Here is a 17,332-nt window from a genome sequence, read left to right as displayed (position 1 = left end):
TTCGCCTCACCGGTCGGCGGTGACCATGCCCGGGCCGCCGCCGGTCTGGCGGGGGACGAACGCCCCCTCCGTCCCGCGGTTTCCGGTCCGCTCGCCCGGAGAGCCGAGCGGGCGCAGGGCGTCCGCCGCGATCGCGTCCGCGTCCCGGTAGAAGAGCGTGGAGACCCCCGGGCGGCTGCTGCCGACCTGGGTGAACCACCGGGTGTGCTCGGTCGGGATGCCGAGGGCGTACAGATCGGGCTGCGGGACACCGGCGGCGTTCACCACATGGAACGGACTGTCCGTCACCTCCAGCCCGCCGGTGACGTACCGGCTTCCCGCGGGGCCCTCGATCACGTACGCGCGGACCATGCCCTCCTCGATGAGCCGGCGGGTCAGCGGAGAGGTGTCGCGGCGCAGGTCAGGGGTGGGAATGCGGGCGTCGACGAGCGTGTGGACCAGCCGCTCGGAGCCCGCCACCTGCGGCGAGGACACCAGGAAGCCGCCCGCCCGGTCGTCGGCGGTGAAGCGGGTCGCCGGGCCCGCCACCTCCACCACGCCCCGATGGATCAGGGCTCGCAGCTGTTCGACCCGGTACATCGGCGGTCCCGCCGACAGCAGGGCGTTGACCGGCAGGAAGCGGCGGTGGAAGAACCCGGTGTGCGACTCGGGCAGCAGGCCGCCGAAGTCGACGGCCTCCCGCACCACGTTGCGGATGTCCCGGAGCACGTCCAGGGCGGACTTGAGCGGGCCGTCCACGGTGCCGAGCCCCGCGGCCGAGAGATCCTCGTCCATCACCTTCAGCAGCCGCGCCCGGAACTCCTCCGGAGAGTCGAAGCGCTCGTCGCCGAACGGGCGGGCGAGGGCCTCCAGATCGATCGGCGGGACGTCCGCCACGCCCGCCTCGGCGAGCAGGGTGCGCCGGTCCTTCCCCGAGCGCAGCGCGGCCGCGTGCGCCTCGGCGAAGGCGGCCGCGGCCGCCCGCCCACGGGCGATCCTCACATGGGTCAGGTAGTAGACGTGCTCGACCTCGTGGAGCAGCAGCGGCAGCACGTCCTCCGCGAAGTCCAGCTGACCGGTGCCGCCCGCCTCCCGGCGGGCCGCCCGCGCCGCGAGCACCGCGTCCCGGGTGAGGAACAGGGCCCGGTGACTGTAGGACGGCTCCTTCTGGTTGCGGCCCCGGGCGGGAATGGGCAGCCCACTGCGCGAACCGGCGACGATGCGCGGCTCACGGCCACTGGGTGCATACTCCAGCCTGCCGCTCGCGCCGGTGCGGAACGCGCCGCCGCGGCCGACGGTCAGCGACAGCATCACGTCGTAGAAGGAGAGGCCGATGCCCCGGATCCCCACCGTGCTGCCGGCCGGGACGGACTCCTCCGCGAGCGGCATGTCCGCGGTGGAGTCGCCGCAGAGGTAGCGGGTGCCCGGCGTGCGCGCGGCGAAGTCGAGCATCTCGCGCTCGAAGTCGTCCGGGGCGTTGACGGGATGACCGGTGGCGAGGACGACCCGGTCCGCCTCCAGCAGGTGCGGGGCGCAGTCCAGGGTCATGAGGTAGCCGCCGTCGGAGCCGGACCGCAGCGCGGTGACCCGGCCGGTGACCGGTACGAACTCGACATGGTCCGGCAGACCGCGGACGACGGTGCCGAGGACGTCGGCGAGATAGTGGCCGTAGCGGACGCGGGGCGCGTAGTCGTCGGGGCCGAGCGGCTCCTCGCCCAGCCGGGCCCGCTCCTCGATCCACTGGCCGAGCGAGGGACCCGCCCCGGGCCGGGCGGGGCCGTCGTCGGGGTCTCCGGAGTACATGGTCACCTGGCTGATGACCGTGTTCATGGTGAACCAGTCGTCCTGGTCGGTCCGCCACACCCGGCCGGCGCCGACCTCGGTGGAGTCGATCAGATGGATCCGGACGGGGCGTGGCGCACTGCCGCCGGCCGCCGCTCCTTCGGCCTCGGCGGTCGCCCGGACGGCGAGACGCTCCAGGACGGAGATGCCGCGCGGGCCGCTGCCGACGACGGCGATGACAAGGGGATGTCGGGACATGTCTCCGGGCACAGGGCTTCCTAGGTGGTGTGGAGGAGCGCCACGCCGTGCGGGGGCGCGAGAGGGTCTGCCTGCCGAGGAGGGTGGGTCCTCCGGTCGGCGGTCACCTGGACTGCGCGGCCCCATGGCCGCGTTCGCCGTTCTCGGTCGGGGCGGCGAACGCTGCGGCGAACGTGCCGAGCAGGTCGCCGGCCCGGCCGGCGGAGGCGAACGCCGAGGCGAACGTGCCCAGTGCGACGGGTGCGGTCATCGGGCGCCCGTCGCGGCGACGGCGGGCGCGGCGTCCCGGGCGAGGTACCGGCGGAACTCGTCGATGCCGGCCGCGTCCTCGAAGACGGCGTCGAAACCGGCGGCCAGCAACTCGGGACCGTAGGTGCCCGGTTCGGCGCCCGTCACGCCCAGCTTGCCGCCGATGACGACTCGTAGACCGCGCAGGTCCGGCTCGTCGCGGAGGCGACGGATGCACCGTGCCCCGTCGAGTGCGCCGTGGCCGTTGACGCTGCTGATGACGACCACATCGGGCCGGACCCGCCGGCACTCCTCGATGAGTAACTCGTCCGGCACGCACGAGCCGATGTTGGTCACTTCGTGTCCCATTTCCTCCAGCAGCAGCTGCAGGAAAACGAGGTTCCAGGTATGGGCATCGGAGGAGACGCTCGAGACGAGCACGCGGTGGCGGGGGCGTTCCACCGGGCGCTCGGTCTCTCGTTCCGCGGCGTCCGGTCGGCGGGTGCGGTGCGGGTGGACCTGATGGGTGGACAAGGCGGCTCTTTCGTCGGGTGCGGGCGCGGCGGCGCGGCAGGGCGCGGTGACGACATGGCACGGTGACGGGTCGCCGACGCGGGCGTGGTTCACGGTGGGGATGGAGGTGGGGGGCCGGGGCGGAACGGCCGGTCAGGGCTGAAGGCCGTTCCGTCCCCGGCCGGTTCAGGAGGCCGCGGTCACGCCGGCGGGGCAGATCTCCCACCGCGGCGGCCGGCCGGGTACGGACGGGGCCCACCGAGTGATGCTCTGTGTGTCACGAGAAGGCTATAAAGGGGAGGCGGGGCTGGTTTCGTGTGTTCGCCGATGCCCGTTATCAAAAATTCCGATGGGACGGGCCGGACGTGTCACCGGGCCGGGGACCGAGGAAAACGAAAGAAAGGCCCTCGTGGTCCGAGAGCCTTTCCGAAGCCGGTGGAAAAAGAAAGAAGGCCGGCCGTCAGGCCGGTTGCGCCACGGTGTCGCGGCCCAGCCGGATCGCCACGTCCCAGACCGCGGCGACCGCCGACATGGCCACGTCGCGGCCGCTCCACAGCGCCCGCACATCGAGACGGACCCGGGGCAGGCCCGGCAGCACCGCGAGGCCGTTGCTCTCCTCGGTCGGCCCGATGGACTCGGCCGGGAGCATGGCGATGCCGTAGCCGGCGCGTGCGAGTTCCCGGGCGCCGCCCATGGAACCCGCCTCGATGACGGCCGCTTCGATGCCGTACACCTCGCGCAGCGTGGTCACCAGGACCTGGTGCGACGCGCAGTGGGGATCGACGGCCAGGACCTTGAGCGGTCTGAGCGCCGCCGCCGGGTCGGGTGCGGCGAGGATCGAGGCCGCACCGACGGGCACCACCTCGAGGTCCGGTAATTCATGGACGACGATCCCGGGGGCGGAGGGTTCCCCGGCGGCGAAGTCGCCGTGAATCAGGGCCATGTCGACGTCGCCGCCCCGCAGCGCCCCCAGCGCGCGGCTGATCCCCAATTGGCGTGGCGACACCTGCACCTTGGGATAGCGGTAGCGGCAGTCGCGGACCAGGGCGCCGATCCGTGTCTCCAGCAGCAGTGCGGAGGCGCCGACCGTGGCGCGTCCCTCTGCCTCGCCGGAGGGGTCGAGGGCGGTGGCCATCTCGTCCACGACGTGAAAGATCCGGTTCGTGTAGTCCCGGAAGATCTCTCCCGCGGACGTCAGACGAACTCCGTGCGGCATTCGTTGTATCAGCGGGAGACCGACACGGGACTCCAGGGAGCGAATGTGCGACGTGACACTTGATTGTGCGTAACCAAGGCTGCGCGCAGCCTTGGTGAGGCTTCCGGTTCTGGCTACTTCGCGAAAGGTCCTGAGTTGATAGAGCGCGATATCCAATGACATGTCATTTCCCCCAAGGAAAAACACGGATCCGTCGTCATCCGGACGCGAACGGCGTCGAGGCACTGCGGCCTGCCCTTCGCCCACGGACTCCGGCCCGCATCCGGCGGTGACTCCCCCCTTGGAGGCATGGCCGGATCGCGTCGTACCTAATGATGTCAAGAGCGAAGATGCGTTAGGTTGGATCCTGCCATGCAGTCAGCTGCCGCGACAAGCCCGATGCCGTTCGCCCAGCTGAGCCCGACCGGATGAGGACCGAGATGACCACCGATGCCCCCGCACCGGGACCCGCGGACGTCCCTCCCCTCCATGGCGAGCCGCTGCCGCTCGAGTTCGCCAACACCGTGTTCCCCGTGAGGGGGGTTCTCCGGGACGGCCTCGGATCCCCCGAACGGCTCGCCCGGTGGCTCGAAGCCTGCTGCGACCGGCTGACGACGCCGCTGCCGGCCGGCGCCCTCGAGGCGGTCACCGCGGAGGACGTCCTGAGCTTCGTGATGCTGCGTGACGTCACCCGCCGGCTGACCGAGGCCCACGTCCGCCGGCTCAGCCCCGATTCCTGGGACGTCGCGCAGCTCAACCGGGCGTCGAGCATGGACCGGCCGTGGCCCTCGCTGCGCTGGATCGAGGGCGGGCGGCCCACTCTGGTGCAGATGTGTCCCGCGCCGCCCCTGGTGGCGGTCCAGTCCGAGATCGCGCACTCCCTGATCGGGATGCTGACCGGCACGTCCGGCGTGCAGCCCCGCGCGTGCCAGGCGCCGGGCTGCGTCCTGTTCTTCGACCGTGCGCGCAGCCGCCGCGAGTGGTGCTCGACCGGCTGCGGCAACCGGGCCCGGGTGGCCCGTCACTACGCACGCAGGAACCAGGCCCAGTAGAAGACCCCGTCCCTGTCTCAGGTCTAACGACCGAAGCTTGACTTGCCGTTAGGGCGAGATGGCCGTCCAGTGAACCCCCTGCTGAGGCGGGGGCATCGGTTTTCCCGATCCGGCCCATCGGTGAAGCGGTCGGTGACGGGCCACGATGGCCGAATACGTTCCATGGCAAGGCAGAAACGCCATGGCGTCGCCGGCACCTCCTCGAGTGTCGCCAGGGCCAACACAGAACAGGGATGAGACTTCATGCTCTCCACCACACGTCCGGGCAGGACCGCACTGAAATACGCCGTCGCAGCCGTGGCCATGGCGTCCCTCGCCACCCTGGCCCCCGCCCACTCGGCGGCGGCAGAGGAGATCCCGGCCCCCGACGCGTCCACACTCGACTCCTCACGCGGCACCAACGATCACGTCCTCTACTGGAACGACGCGATCCTGGACGTGTTCCGCCACACGGGCGGCACCCCCGGTCCGCTCAGCCGCGGCGGGGCGATGATGGATCTGGCCATCTACGACGCCGTCAACTCCATCCGCACCATAGGCAAGCCGTACCGGACCCAGGACCCCTCGGCCCGCGGCGACTACGGCGCGCTCAACACGGCCATCGACTACGCCGCCTACACCGTCCTCAAGGACGCCTTCCCGCGGTACCCCTCGGCCGACCTCGACGCGAAGCTGAAAACGGCGCTGGCCATGCCGGACCACGCCGGCTGGAAGCAGCGCGAGCGGGGCCGCGCCCTCGGCATCAGGACCGCGGAGGCGATCATCGCCGACCGCGCCGGAGACGGTTCCACCGACGTCACGCCCTATGTGGGAGTCACCGCTCCCGGACACTGGCAGCCCGCACCCGGTAAGCCCGCGGGAGCCCCCAACTGGGGCAAGGTGAAGCCGTTCGCCCTGAAATCCGGCTCGCAGTTCCGGCCCGGCAACATCGGCGGCTTCGCCACCGCGGACGAGCTCCTCCGCAGCCCCGAGTACGCGGCGCAGGTCAACGAGATCAAGCGGATCGGAGGCAAGGGCTCCACCGCCCGCACCGCGGAGCAGACGAAGATCGGCCATTACTGGGCCAACGACATCGAGGGCACCTACAAGCCCGTGGGCCAGCAGTTCGACCACACCACGGCGGTGTTCCGCACGTACCGGCCGAACGGCACCTCCTACGAGAGCGCCAAGCTCTTCGCCCTCACCTCGGTGTCCCTGGCCGACGCCGCGATCGCCGTCTGGGACTCCAAGTACCTGAGCGACTGGGACGTCTGGCGGCCGGCGGACGCCATCACCCGCGCGAACGAGGTCCCGAACCCGGGCATCGTCGCCGACCCGGCGTGGCAGCCCGAGGAGCAGGACACCGCCGGCAACAGTTTCAGCCCCAATTTCCCGACGTACGTCTCCGGCCACAGCGGTATCGCGGCGGCGTGGGCAGGTGCCGTGCGGGGCTACTTCGGCACCGACAACCTGTCCTTCACGGCCGGCACCGACGACCCGCTGGCCCAGGGCGTCACGCGTTCCTTCCCCAGCCTGAGCGCCGCCGCACAGGAGAAGGCCGACAGCCGCAAGTATCTCGGTGTGCACTTCGAGTGGGACAACGAGGCAGCGCTGACCATGGGTTACCGGGTCGCCGGCCACGTCGGCGCCACCATCGTGAACAACTGACCACCTGAACCACTGACCACCTGAATCACTGATCAGCCCCCGCCGGCAGCCGGGCGCGGCGCGGGCCCGATCCACACGCGTCATCCCCGGAGAACAGCGACACCGCGGCCGCCGCCCGGCGGCCGCGGACCGCCTCCAGCCACCGAAGAACGGCGCCGTTCGGACAGAATCCCGCCGGCGCGTGGCGGAGTCCGAGAAGAGACCCGAGACGCTGCCGCGCCCGCAGCGGCACCGGCCGGGATCCGCCGGCCCGCTGAGGGCGTCGGCCAAGTGACCGCGCACTCTGCCCCTGATGCACGTCGTGTCGACCACGTCGCCCCGGCCCTCTGCCGCCGGGCGACCACAGGGCCGCGGTGGAACAGATCGCCTTCATCGCTGTCGAGACGTACGACACGGACTGCCCCCAGCGCATCGAGCCCCCGTACAAGGCGGCCGAGTTGGCGGGAGCACGCGGCCCGAGTGCGCGAGTGCACGGCCGAACCCACTGAAGAGAACGCCCGGTTGAGGGACGGTATTCCGCGTCGGCTTCGGCCGGGCGGAGCCCGACCGCTGACGAAATCGAGGTACATCCATGATCCGCATCGCAAGAATCCCACGCACGGACCGCTACGCCCACTGGGCGGCCGCGTTCTCCACCGCCTACCGGCGCCGGGAGACGGACGTTCTCCGGATCAGTGTCGGAGTGCTGTTCGTGTGGTTCGGCGCACTGAAGTTCGTGCCCGCGCTGAGCCCGGCACAGGACATCGCCACGCAGGTGATGGGCGTGATCAGCTTCGGCATGGTCCCGCCCGGCGTCTCCCAGCCGGCCCTGGCCCTCATGGAGGTGCTCATCGGCATAGGGCTGGTCACAGGGAAGCTGCTGCGGCTGACGCTGGCCGTGTTCTTCGTCCACATGGGGGGCGTGTTCGCCACCCTGGTGATCCTCCCGGCCGCGGTGTGGCAGTACCCGTTCGTCCCCTCCATGGAGGGGCAGTACATCATCAAGAACCTGGTCCTCGTGACCGCCTGTCTGTCCGTCGCCGCCGCGGCCCTGCGGACCGCCCGGTCGTCGTCCGACGCCGCGCAGCCGGACGCACCCCTGACGCCGGACGCCGTGACGGCTCCGCAGTCCTTCTGCCCGTCGTGCCTGCTGACGGACGGCGCCGACCGGTCACCGCGCCCGACGCCGGCCGCGCAGGGCAGCGTCCCCTCCGGGGCGGCCGGACTCCGTCAGGACCCGTACCTGGTCCGGCGCAGTGTCCTTGACGACTCCCTCCAGCCCGGCCGCCGCGGCTGAGAGCGGACCCCTCGCCCCCTGACGCCGTGCACCACCGGGGGACGAGTGAACGGGCGGCTGCCCCGTGAAGCTGATGCGGGGCAGCGGGGCCTGCCGGCCGCGCGCCGAGGGCGCCACACCCCCCGGGGTGCGCAGCCCGATAGCATGCGGAAGTCGTCGTCAGCGCGCCAGGAGGACCGGGAATGGCCGGAGAACCGCAGGCCGACTGCCTGTTCTGCAAGATCGTCGCCAGGGAGGTGCCCGCCACCGTCGTACGGGAGACGGAGACGACCCTCGCCTTCCGCGACATAAACCCTCAGGCCCCCACGCACGTCCTCGTCATCCCCAAGGCGCACTACCCGGACGCCGCGTCGCTCGCCGCCGGCGCGCCCGAACTGGCCGCCGACGTGCTGCGTGAGGCCGGTCACGTCGCGGTGGAGGAGAAGACGGCCGGCAGTGGCTACCGAGTCGTCTTCAACACCGGCTCCGGCGCGGGCCAGACCGTCTTCCACGCCCACGCGCACGTGCTCGGAGGCCGCGGCCTCGAGTGGCCGCCCGGATAAGCCGGAAGCAACGCGCCTTGTCCGTACGTGAACTCGTGGTGCTGGGCACCGCCAGCCAGGTCCCGACCCGGCACCGCAACCACAACGGCTATCTGCTGCGCTGGGACGGAGAGGGACTGCTCTTCGATCCGGGGGAGGGCACACAGCGCCAGATGCTGCGTGCCGGTGTCTCCGCGCACGACATCAACCGGATCTGCGTCACCCACTTCCACGGCGACCACTCCCTCGGCGTCGCCGGGGTGATCCAGCGGATCAATCTGGACCAGGTCCCGCACCCGGTGTCCGCGCACTATCCGAAGAGCGGGCAGCGGTTCTTCGACCGGCTGCGGTACGCCACGGCGTACCGCGAGACGGTCAAGCTCAAAGAGGTCCCGGTCGCCGCCGACGGCGTCATCGCCACCACCGCGGGCTACACCCTGCACGCGCACAAGCTGTCGCACCCCGTCGAGTCGTACGGCTACCGGCTCGTCGAGCCCGACGGCCGCCGGATGCTCCCCGAGAAGCTGGCGGCGCACGGCCTGGCCGGGCCGGACGTGGGCCGGATCCAGCGCGAGGGCGCACTGGACGGGGTCACGCTCGACGAGGTGAGCGAGGTCCGTCCGGGGCAGCGGTTCGCGTTCGTGATGGACACCCGGCTCTGCGACGGCGTGTACGCGCTGGCCGAAGGCTGCGACATGCTGGTCATCGAGTCGACGTTCCTCGACGAGGACGGGCGACTCGCCGCCGACCACGGGCACCTGACGGCGGGCCAGGCGGGCAGGGTGGCGCAGGAGGCGGGCGTCCGGCACCTGGTGCTGACGCACTTCTCGCAGCGGTACACGGATGCCGCCGCCGAGTTCGAGCGGCAGGCCAGGGCGGCCGCCGGCTTCGACGGCGAGGTGACCGTCGCCAGGGACCTCTCGCGAATCCCCGTACCGAAGCGGGCCTGAGACGCGCTCCCGTCCCGGGGCCCGAGCGCGTTCCGCGGTCGCGAGGCACCGGCCGCCTAGGATGCGACCATGCCTCTCCCCAAGGCCGAACTCCACCTTCACATCGAAGGCACCCTGGAGCCCGAGCTCGCCTTCACCCTCGCCGGGCGCAACGGCGTGGAGCTGTCCTACCCGGACGCCGAAGCGCTGCGCCGCGCCTATCTGTTCAAGGATCTGCAGTCCTTCCTCGACCTGTACTACGGGCTGATGACGGTGCTGCGCACCGAGGAGGACTTCGCGGATCTGGCCGACGCCTACCTCCGGCGCGCCGCCGAGCAGGGCGTCCGGCACGCGGAGATCTTCTTCGACCCGCAGGCGCACACCGCGCGGGGCGTCGGCATCGGCACGGTCGTTCAGGGACTGGCGCGTGCGCTCGACCGCGCGGAGGAGCGGTACCGCGTCTCCACCCGGCTGATCATGTGCTTCCTGCGGGACGAGACGGCCGAGTCGGCGCTGGCGACGCTCGAGGCGGCGAAGCCGTATCTGCACCGGATCACCGGCGTCGGCCTCGACTCCGCGGAGGCCGGCCACCCGCCGTCGAAGTTCCGCGAGGTGTACGAGGCGGCCGCCGCGCTCGGTCTGCGCCGGGTCGCGCACGCGGGCGAGGAGGGGCCGCCGGAGTACATCTCCGAGGCCCTGGACGTGCTCGGTGTCGAACGGGTCGACCACGGCCTGCGCTGTATGGAGGACCCGGAACTGGTGACGCGGCTGGCGCGCGAGCGGATCCCGCTGACGCTGTGTCCGCTGTCGAACGTGCGGCTGCGCGCCGTGGACGTGCTGGAGGACCATCCGCTGGCCCGGATGATGGCCGCCGGGCTGATGTGCACGGTCAACTCCGACGACCCGGCGTACTTCGGCGGCTACGTCGGCGACACCTTCCACGCGGTGCACGAGGCGCTCGGGCTGGACGACGAGCAGCTGCGGGAACTGGCCCGTAACTCGTTCCTGGCGTCGTTCCTGGACGACGACGAGGAGCGCCGCGCGCGGTATCTGGCCGAGGTGGAGGCGTACGAGTTCGAGCACGCCGGCTAGCCGGGCAGACCGGTTGACGTCGGGCACGGCCGGACCCGCGCGGCGCGCGCGCCCGGCCGTGCCCCTGCGGCTCAGCCCGCCGCGGGGCCGGTCCAGCCGGCCGGTACGTGCGCGAGGCGCACCCGCTGCGGGTGGTCGCCGACGGCGACGGTGGCGACCTTCCTGCCCGTGGCGAAGTCGATCGCGGTGACCGCGTCGGCTCCGCTCTCGGAGATGACGCAGGACCTGCCGTCGCCGCTGACCGTGGCCCAGTAGGGCTTCGACGCGGGCACCAGCGGCCCCTCCGTCAGGGTGGCCCGGTCGACGACGGTGGCGTAGTCGTCCATCGTCCCGGCGACGCAGAGCTTGTCGCCCTTCGGGCTCATGGACATGCCGTGGTGGCGCGAGTCGTTGACCCAGCTGGTGCGGTCCTCGCTGGTCGCCGGGTTCTTCGGCAGCGTCTTGACCCGCGTGACCTGGTCCGCCGCCACGTCGTACTCGACGAAGCCGTTGAAGAACGACACCTGGAAGTACAGCCTGGACTCGTCGGGCGTGAAGGCGACCGGCCGGACGGAGTCGGAGAGGTCCTCGCGGCCGAAGGCGTCGAGCCGTTCCCGCATGTCGATGACCTTCACCTGCTGATGGGTCCGTGTGTCGACGACGGTGATGCGGCGGTCGCCCTTGGTCCAGTCGAGCCAGGGCGCGTCGAGGGCGGTGTTGACCTCGCCGATGGACATGTTCCACAGGTACCTGCCGCCGTCGGTGAAGACGTTCTCGTGCGGCTTGTCGCCGGTCTTGAACGACCCGGCCTGCTCGCCGGTCTCGATGTCGAGGACATGCACGGTGTTGGACGTGGAGGCGGAGACCGCGACCCGCCTGCCGTCGGGGGAGACGGCCATGTGGTCGGAGCGGAAACCGGAGACGGGGAAGCGCCAGTTGATCCTCCCGGTGGCCAGATCGATCGAGACCACGTCGGCGAAGCTGGGGCGGGAGACGACCATGGCCGACCCGTCGGGCGTCGAGTACATGTCGTCGACGAACTGGTCGTGCCCCTCGCCGGGGCCCTGGCGGATGCCCAGGAAGAAGGCCAGTTTCAGCGGGTTGAGGTAGATCTCCCGCAGCCGCTCCTCCTTGTCGGGTATGACGTTGATCCGGCCGATCTTCGCGAAGTCGCCCCGGGCCTCGATGACATCGGCGGTGCCGTCCCAGTTGTTGCCGACGAACATGACCTCCCGCAGGGAGTCCGCGGCCGGGCCGGCCGGGGCCGCGGCGGTCGCCGTCACCGACGCGGTGGCGGTCAGAGCCAGGGCGGCGACGGCCGCGCCGACGGCCCGCCTGGTGCTGGACAGAGACATCGTCGTCCTACCTTTCACGGAGGCGGCCCCAGGAGCTCGAGGCGCAGTCTGAAAACGAAGCCGTTCAGATTGAGCTACTGGAAAGTAACGAGCGGTGACGGGCTTCACAAGACTTCGCACACGCCGAAACCCGGACTTCGGCCCGCCGACCCGTGAAAATGAGTCGTCCGACGACCAGGAGGTCATGTGACAGGCAGGGCCCGGCCGGCGACCGGCCGTTACGGAGGCAGGTCCGCGGAGGAACGCCGGGCCGAGCGCCGCCGCCGGTTCCTCGACGCGGGCCTCCGGCTCTTCGGCGACGCACCGGGCTACCGCGCGACCACCGTCGCCGCGCTGAGCGAGGCGGCGGGGCTCTCCACCCGCCAGTTCTACGAGGAGTTCCGCACCCTCGAGGACGTACTGGCCGCCCTGCACCTCCGGGTCAACGACTGGGCGGAGGAAGCGGCGCTCGCCGCCCTCGCGCGGGCCTCGGAACTGCCGGTGGCCGAGCGGGCGGCGGCGGTCTTCCGCGCGTACGCTGCGAACGTGACGGGCGATCCCCGGCGCATCCGGATCACGTTTCTCGAAATCGTGGGCGTCAGCCCGCAGATGGAGCGGCAGCGGCTGGCGCGCCGGGCCCGCTGGGTGGACTTCATCTGCGCGGAGGCGGCGCGCGCCGTGGAGCGCGGAGAGGCCGAGCCGCGCGACTACCGGGTCGCGGCGGCGGCGTTCATCGGCAGCGTCAACGGGCTGCTCCACGACTGGACCGCCGGATGGGTGGACGCCACCCTGGACGAACTCGTCGACGAACTGGTCCGGATGCTGCTCGGCATCCTCCGCCCGGCCCCGCTGTAGAGCGCCGGCCGGGGGATACGGACCCACTTGCCGTGCCCATCGGGGGCCCGGGCCGCTCGATCGCTCCGTGCCCGCCTCCGTTCCGGTGCCGGTGGCGTCGGGCAGACTGGCTGGAAATGCACCACGTACGGGAGTGCCCACGGTGACCACTCGCAACGGAAAGCAACTGCCGCAGCCGGCCGGCTCCGGTCCCTTCGCGCGTGGCCGCGCCCGCCCGGCCGCGGCCACCTGCCTCGACCCCCTCGCGGCACTGCGGACGCCCGGCGATCCCGACTGCGACGTCTATCTGACCGGCAGCGTCTTCCTCGACATCATCTTCACCGGCCTCGACTCCGCCCCCGTGCGCGGCACCGAGTCGTGGGCCCGCGGGATGGGTTCCAGCCCCGGCGGCGTCGCCAACATGGCCACCGCCCTCGCCCGTCTCGGGCTGCGCACCTCCCTGGCTGCCGCCTTCGGCGACGACCACTACGGCGAGTACTGCTGGGACGCCCTCGAGCAGGGCGAGGGCATCGACCTGTCCCTGTCGCGCACCGTCCCCGGCTGGCACTCCCCGGTCACCGTCTCCATGGCGTACGAGGGCGAGCGCACCATGGTCTCCCACGGCCACGAGGCCCCGCCGCCGGAGCCGGCCCCCGACTGCCCGCCGCCCGCCCGCGCCGCGGTCGCCTCCCTCACTCCGGGCGTCCGGGCGGAGTGGATCGCCCAGGCCGCCCGCAAGGGCACCCGGGTCTTCGCCGACGTCGGCTGGGACGAGTCGGGCCGCTGGGATCCGGACGACCTGGCCGACCTGGAGCACTGCGAGGCCTTCCTGCCGAACGCGGCGGAGGCCATGCGCTACACCCGCACCGACTGCCCGCGCGCCGCCGCCCGGGCCCTGACCGACCGGGTGCCGCTGGCCGTCGTCACACTCGGCGCGGAAGGCGCCTATGCCGTGGACGGCTCCACCGGCGAGAGCGCCGAGGTCCCCGCCATCCAGGTCGAGGCGCTGGACCCGACGGGCGCGGGGGACGTGTTCGTGGCGGGATTCGTCACCGGCACGCTGGCGGGCTGGCCGCTCGCCGACCGGCTCGCCTTCGCCGGGCTGACCGCGGCCCTGTCGGTGCAGGAGTTCGGCGGGTCGCTCTCCGCTCCGGGCTGGTCGGAGGTCGCGGCCTGGTGGCAGTCCGTCCGGGCCGTGCACGACCAGGACCCGGCGGCCCTGCACAGGTACGGCTTCCTCGAGCGGCTGCTGCCCGCGCCGGCCAGGCCGTGGCCGCTGCGCCGGGCGGTCCCCACGATCGGCTTCGGCCGCTCGGCCTGAGGCCGCGCCCACCCCTGCCCGCGCCCGCCACGGCGCCGTTCCCCTCCGGCACCGCCCGGATCCGCTCCGGTAAAAGCCTTCGGCCTTGTCAGTGGCACGTCGTACTCTGGATGTCCCAGAGGTTGTCGAGCAGCGAGAACCCTGCAACGGGAGGTATGTGCAGGCCACAGAGCCGGCCCATGACTCAGACACCGACAGACCAGACCCCCGCGCCGGGCCAGGCGCGAGCCCACTTCACCGTCCCGGCCAAGCACCCGATGGTGACAGTTCTCGGCTCGGGTGACGCCCTGCTGCGCGTGATCGAGAAGGCCTTCCCGGCGGCCGACATCCATGTCCGGGGCAACCAGGTCAGCGCGGTCGGCGACGCGCGGGAAGTCGCCCTGATCCAGCGCCTGTTCGACGAAATGATGCTCGTGCTCCGCACCGGGCAGCCGATGACGGAGGACGCAGTGGAACGCTCGATCGCCATGCTCAGGGCGGCCGAGGAAGGTACGGGCGACGCCGTGGCCGAGACCCCGGCCGAGGTCCTCACCCAGAACATCCTCTCCAGCCGCGGCCGCACCATTCGCCCCAAGACGCTGAACCAGAAGCACTACGTCGACGCGATCGACAAGCACACGATCGTCTTCGGCATCGGCCCCGCCGGTACCGGCAAGACGTATCTCGCGATGGCCAAGGCCGTGCAGGCGCTGCAGTCCAAGCAGGTCAACCGCATCATCCTGACCCGCCCCGCCGTCGAGGCCGGAGAGCGTCTCGGCTTCCTCCCCGGCACGCTGTACGAGAAGATCGACCCGTATCTCCGCCCGCTGTACGACGCGCTGCACGACATGCTCGACCCCGACTCGATCCCGCGCCTGATGGCGGCGGGCACGATCGAGGTCGCACCGCTCGCGTATATGCGTGGCCGTACGCTCAACGACGCGTTCATCATCCTCGACGAGGCGCAGAACACGAACCCCGAGCAGATGAAGATGTTCCTCACCAGGCTCGGCTTCGACTCGAAGATCGTGATCACCGGCGACGTCACCCAGGTCGACCTCCCGGGCGGCACGAAGAGCGGTCTGCGCCAGGTGCAGGCCATCCTCGACGGCGTCTCGGACGTCCACTTCTCACGGCTCACGTCGCAGGATGTCGTCCGGCACAAGCTGGTCGGCCGTATCGTCGACGCGTACGAGAAGTACGACGGCCAAAACGGGAAGTAGTCAGCGCGCACCATGTCGATCGACGTCAACAACGAGTCCGGAACCGAGGTCGACGAGCAGGCGATCCTCGACATCGCCCGCTACGCCCTCGCGCGGATGCGCATCCACCCGCTCTCCGAACTCTCGGTGATCGTCGTGGACGCCGAAGCCATGGAGCAGCTCCACATCCAGTGGATGGACCTGCCGGGACCGACCGACGTCATGTCCTTCCCGATGGACGAGCTCCGTCCGCCGGGCAAGGACGAGGAGGAGCCCCCGCAGGGCCTCCTCGGGGACATCGTGCTCTGCCCCGAGGTCGCCAAGAAGCAGGGCGAGGACGCTCCCACGCAGCACTCCATGGACGAGGAGCTCCAGCTCCTGACCGTCCACGGAGTGCTGCACCTGCTCGGTTACGACCACGAGGAGCCGGACGAGAAGGCCGAGATGTTCGGTCTGCAGGCCGCGATCGTCGACGGCTGGCGGTCGGAGAAGGGCTTCACCGGCCCCTCCCCGGCGCCGACCGTCTCATGACCGGCCAACTGATCGCGGGCGCCGTCGCGCTGGTCGTCGTCGCCTGGCTGGCCGCCTGCGCGGAGGCCGGTCTCGCCCGGGTGTCCAGCTTCCGCGCCGCCGAGGCGGTGCGGAACGGGCGCCGCGGCGCGCAGAAACTGGAGCAGGTCGCCGCGGACCCGACCCGCTATCTCAACGTCGCCCTGCTGGTGCGGGTGGCGTGCGAGATGGCGGCCGGAGTGCTCGTCACCTATGTCTGCCTGACGGAGTTCGCGGAGACCTGGTCGGCGCTGCTCGTCGCCATCGCCGTGATGGTGCTGGTGAGTTACGTCGCCGTGGGCGTCTCCCCGCGCACCATCGGCCGTCAGCATCCGCTCAACACGGCCACCGCCTCCGCGTACGTACTGCTGCCGCTGGCCCGCGTCATGGGCCCGGTCCCGCAGCTGCTGATCCTCATCGGCAACGCCCTGACTCCCGGAAAGGGCTTCCGCAAGGGGCCGTTCGCCTCCGAGGCCGAACTGCGGGCGCTGGTCGACCTGGCGGAGCAGGAGTCGCTGATCGAGGACGACGAGCGCCGCATGGTGCACTCCGTCTTCGAGCTCGGCGACACCCTGGTGCGCGAGGTGATGGTGCCGCGCACCGACCTCGTCTCCATCGAGCGGTACAAGACCGTCCGCCAGGCCCTGACGCTGGCGCTGCGCTCCGGTTTCTCCCGTATCCCCGTCACCGGGGAGAACGAGGACGACATCGTCGGCGTCGTCTACCTCAAGGATCTCGTCCGCAAGACGCACATCAACCGCGACGCGGAGGCGGACCTGGTCTCCACCGCGATGCGGCCGGCGGTCTTCGTGCCCGACACCAAGAACGCCGGGGACCTGCTGCGCGAGATGCAGCAGAAGCGCAACCACGTCGCCGTCGTCATCGACGAGTACGGCGGCACGGCCGGCATCGTGACCATCGAGGACATCCTCGAGGAGATCGTCGGCGAGATCACCGACGAGTACGACCGCGAGCTGCCGCCCGTCGAGGAGCTGGGCGACGGCCGTTTCCGCGTCACGGCCCGTCTCGACATCGGCGACCTCGGCGAGCTGTACGGCTTGGGGGCCGACGAACTGGACGACGAGGACGTGGAGACGGTCGGCGGCCTGCTGGCCAAGGCGCTCGGCCGGGTCCCGATCGCGGGCGCGGAGGCGGTCGTGGACCTGCCGGACGGCCGTGCCCTCCGGCTGACCGCGGAGTCTCCCGCGGGCCGGCGCAACAAGATCGTGACGGTGCTCTCCGAACCGGTGGAGCTGCCGGCGGAGGAAGGGGCGACGGGGTGACTCCGGAGGAACTGCGGGCGTTCTGCCTGGAATTCAACGCCGCGGTGGAGGAGTTCCCCTTCGGTCCTGAGACCTCCGTCTTCAAGGTCCTGGGCAAGATGTTCGCCCTCAGCGCGCTGGACGGCACCCCGCTGACGGTCAACCTCAAGTGCGATCCGGACCTCGCGGTCGGGCTGCGCGCGGACCATCCGGGCGTGATCGTCCCCGGGTGGCACATGAACAAGCGCCACTGGAACACGGTGACGGTGGCCGAGCTGCCCGACCGGCTGGTCCGGGAGCTGGTGGAGGACTCGTACGACCTGGTGGTGGCGGGCCTGCCACGGGCGGAGCGACTGCGGCTGAACCGGGGGTGAACGGGGCCCGCGGCCCGGCCCGGTGG

General features: G+C 71.3%; 18 protein-coding genes. 13 read left to right on the top strand and 5 right to left on the bottom strand.

The genetic code is table 11. The annotated features are described in order from the left end of the window. Nucleotides 1-6 precede the first annotated feature (6 nt). From ACWD01_RS00750 to ACWD01_RS00735, 4 genes are all read right to left on the bottom strand, one after another. The gene (locus tag ACWD01_RS00750; protein WP_451156649.1) at nucleotides 7-2,019 is read right to left on the bottom strand and encodes an FAD/NAD(P)-binding protein; all 2,013 of its coding nucleotides are present in this window, start codon (nucleotides 2,017-2,019) and stop codon (nucleotides 7-9) included. A 103-nt stretch (nucleotides 2,020-2,122) separates the two neighbouring features. Next, entirely contained in the window at nucleotides 2,123-2,269 is a 147-nt protein-coding gene (locus tag ACWD01_RS00745) for a hypothetical protein (RefSeq protein WP_451156647.1), read from the bottom strand. Then, on the bottom strand, nucleotides 2,266-2,781 hold the full coding sequence (locus ACWD01_RS00740; RefSeq protein ID WP_451156645.1) for a cobalamin B12-binding domain-containing protein: 516 nt from the start codon (nucleotides 2,779-2,781) through the stop codon (nucleotides 2,266-2,268). Before ACWD01_RS00740 ends, ACWD01_RS00745 begins: the two co-directional genes overlap by 4 nt. A gap of 439 nt (nucleotides 2,782-3,220) precedes the next feature. Beyond that, nucleotides 3,221-4,138: a LysR family transcriptional regulator gene (locus tag ACWD01_RS00735; RefSeq protein ID WP_451156643.1), complete on the bottom strand. Its 918-nt coding sequence runs from the start codon at nucleotides 4,136-4,138 to the stop codon at nucleotides 3,221-3,223. Nucleotides 4,139-4,395: 257 nt separating this feature from the next. Between ACWD01_RS00735 and ACWD01_RS00730 the strand changes: the two genes are divergently transcribed. The 7 genes from ACWD01_RS00730 (at nucleotide 4,396) to ACWD01_RS00700 (ending at nucleotide 10,472) form a co-directional block, all read left to right on the top strand. Further along, nucleotides 4,396-5,007: a CGNR zinc finger domain-containing protein gene (locus ACWD01_RS00730; RefSeq protein ID WP_451156641.1), complete on the top strand. Its 612-nt coding sequence runs from the start codon at nucleotides 4,396-4,398 to the stop codon at nucleotides 5,005-5,007. A 243-nt stretch (nucleotides 5,008-5,250) separates the two neighbouring features. Further along, on the top strand, nucleotides 5,251-6,654 hold the full coding sequence (locus ACWD01_RS00725) for a vanadium-dependent haloperoxidase (RefSeq protein WP_451156639.1): 1,404 nt from the start codon (nucleotides 5,251-5,253) through the stop codon (nucleotides 6,652-6,654). Nucleotides 6,655-7,007: 353 nt separating this feature from the next. Then, nucleotides 7,008-7,142: a hypothetical protein gene (locus tag ACWD01_RS00720; RefSeq protein WP_451156637.1), complete on the top strand. Its 135-nt coding sequence runs from the start codon at nucleotides 7,008-7,010 to the stop codon at nucleotides 7,140-7,142. A gap of 83 nt (nucleotides 7,143-7,225) precedes the next feature. Beyond that, nucleotides 7,226-7,930, top strand: a complete 705-nt coding sequence (locus ACWD01_RS00715; protein WP_451156635.1) for a DoxX family membrane protein — start codon at nucleotides 7,226-7,228, stop codon at nucleotides 7,928-7,930. Between the two features lie 182 nt (nucleotides 7,931-8,112). After that, nucleotides 8,113-8,472: a histidine triad nucleotide-binding protein gene (locus ACWD01_RS00710; RefSeq protein WP_451156633.1), complete on the top strand. Its 360-nt coding sequence runs from the start codon at nucleotides 8,113-8,115 to the stop codon at nucleotides 8,470-8,472. Nucleotides 8,473-8,489: 17 nt separating this feature from the next. Continuing rightward, nucleotides 8,490-9,401 (top strand): ribonuclease Z, encoded by a 912-nt coding sequence (locus ACWD01_RS00705; protein WP_451156631.1) that lies wholly within the window; start codon nucleotides 8,490-8,492, stop codon nucleotides 9,399-9,401. Nucleotides 9,402-9,470: 69 nt separating this feature from the next. Then, the gene (locus ACWD01_RS00700; protein WP_451156629.1) at nucleotides 9,471-10,472 is read left to right on the top strand and encodes an adenosine deaminase; all 1,002 of its coding nucleotides are present in this window, start codon (nucleotides 9,471-9,473) and stop codon (nucleotides 10,470-10,472) included. Nucleotides 10,473-10,543: 71 nt separating this feature from the next. Here ACWD01_RS00700 and ACWD01_RS00695 read toward each other — a convergent pair whose 3' ends face one another. Next, the gene (locus ACWD01_RS00695) at nucleotides 10,544-11,806 is read right to left on the bottom strand and encodes a YncE family protein (RefSeq protein WP_451156627.1); all 1,263 of its coding nucleotides are present in this window, start codon (nucleotides 11,804-11,806) and stop codon (nucleotides 10,544-10,546) included. A 186-nt stretch (nucleotides 11,807-11,992) separates the two neighbouring features. Here ACWD01_RS00695 and ACWD01_RS00690 point away from each other — a divergent pair, with 186 nt between their 5' ends. From ACWD01_RS00690 to ACWD01_RS00665, 6 genes are all read left to right on the top strand, one after another. Continuing rightward, nucleotides 11,993-12,640: a TetR/AcrR family transcriptional regulator gene (locus tag ACWD01_RS00690; RefSeq protein WP_451156625.1), complete on the top strand. Its 648-nt coding sequence runs from the start codon at nucleotides 11,993-11,995 to the stop codon at nucleotides 12,638-12,640. A gap of 166 nt (nucleotides 12,641-12,806) precedes the next feature. Next, complete coding sequence (locus tag ACWD01_RS00685; protein WP_451157331.1) at nucleotides 12,807-13,940, top strand: carbohydrate kinase family protein; 1,134 nt, start codon at nucleotides 12,807-12,809, stop codon at nucleotides 13,938-13,940. Nucleotides 13,941-14,119: 179 nt separating this feature from the next. Further along, a complete protein-coding gene (locus ACWD01_RS00680) occupies nucleotides 14,120-15,142 on the top strand; it encodes a PhoH family protein (protein ID WP_356889961.1) in 1,023 nt (340 codons plus the stop codon). Nucleotides 15,143-15,154: 12 nt separating this feature from the next. Beyond that, entirely contained in the window at nucleotides 15,155-15,652 is a 498-nt protein-coding gene (gene ybeY / locus ACWD01_RS00675; RefSeq protein WP_356889963.1) for an rRNA maturation RNase YbeY, read from the top strand. After that, nucleotides 15,649-16,953 (top strand): hemolysin family protein, encoded by a 1,305-nt coding sequence (locus ACWD01_RS00670; RefSeq protein WP_451156622.1) that lies wholly within the window; start codon nucleotides 15,649-15,651, stop codon nucleotides 16,951-16,953. The genes ybeY and ACWD01_RS00670 overlap by 4 nt, the downstream gene beginning before the upstream one ends. Then, complete coding sequence (locus tag ACWD01_RS00665) at nucleotides 16,950-17,306, top strand: MmcQ/YjbR family DNA-binding protein (protein WP_451156620.1); 357 nt, start codon at nucleotides 16,950-16,952, stop codon at nucleotides 17,304-17,306. The genes ACWD01_RS00670 and ACWD01_RS00665 overlap by 4 nt, the downstream gene beginning before the upstream one ends. The last annotated feature ends 26 nt before the right edge of the window (nucleotides 17,307-17,332 follow it).

Source organism: Streptomyces sp. NPDC002835 (assembly GCF_053591995.1).
The sequence above is the reverse complement of the archived record's forward strand: the minus strand, read 5'-3'. Positions and strand labels throughout refer to the sequence as shown.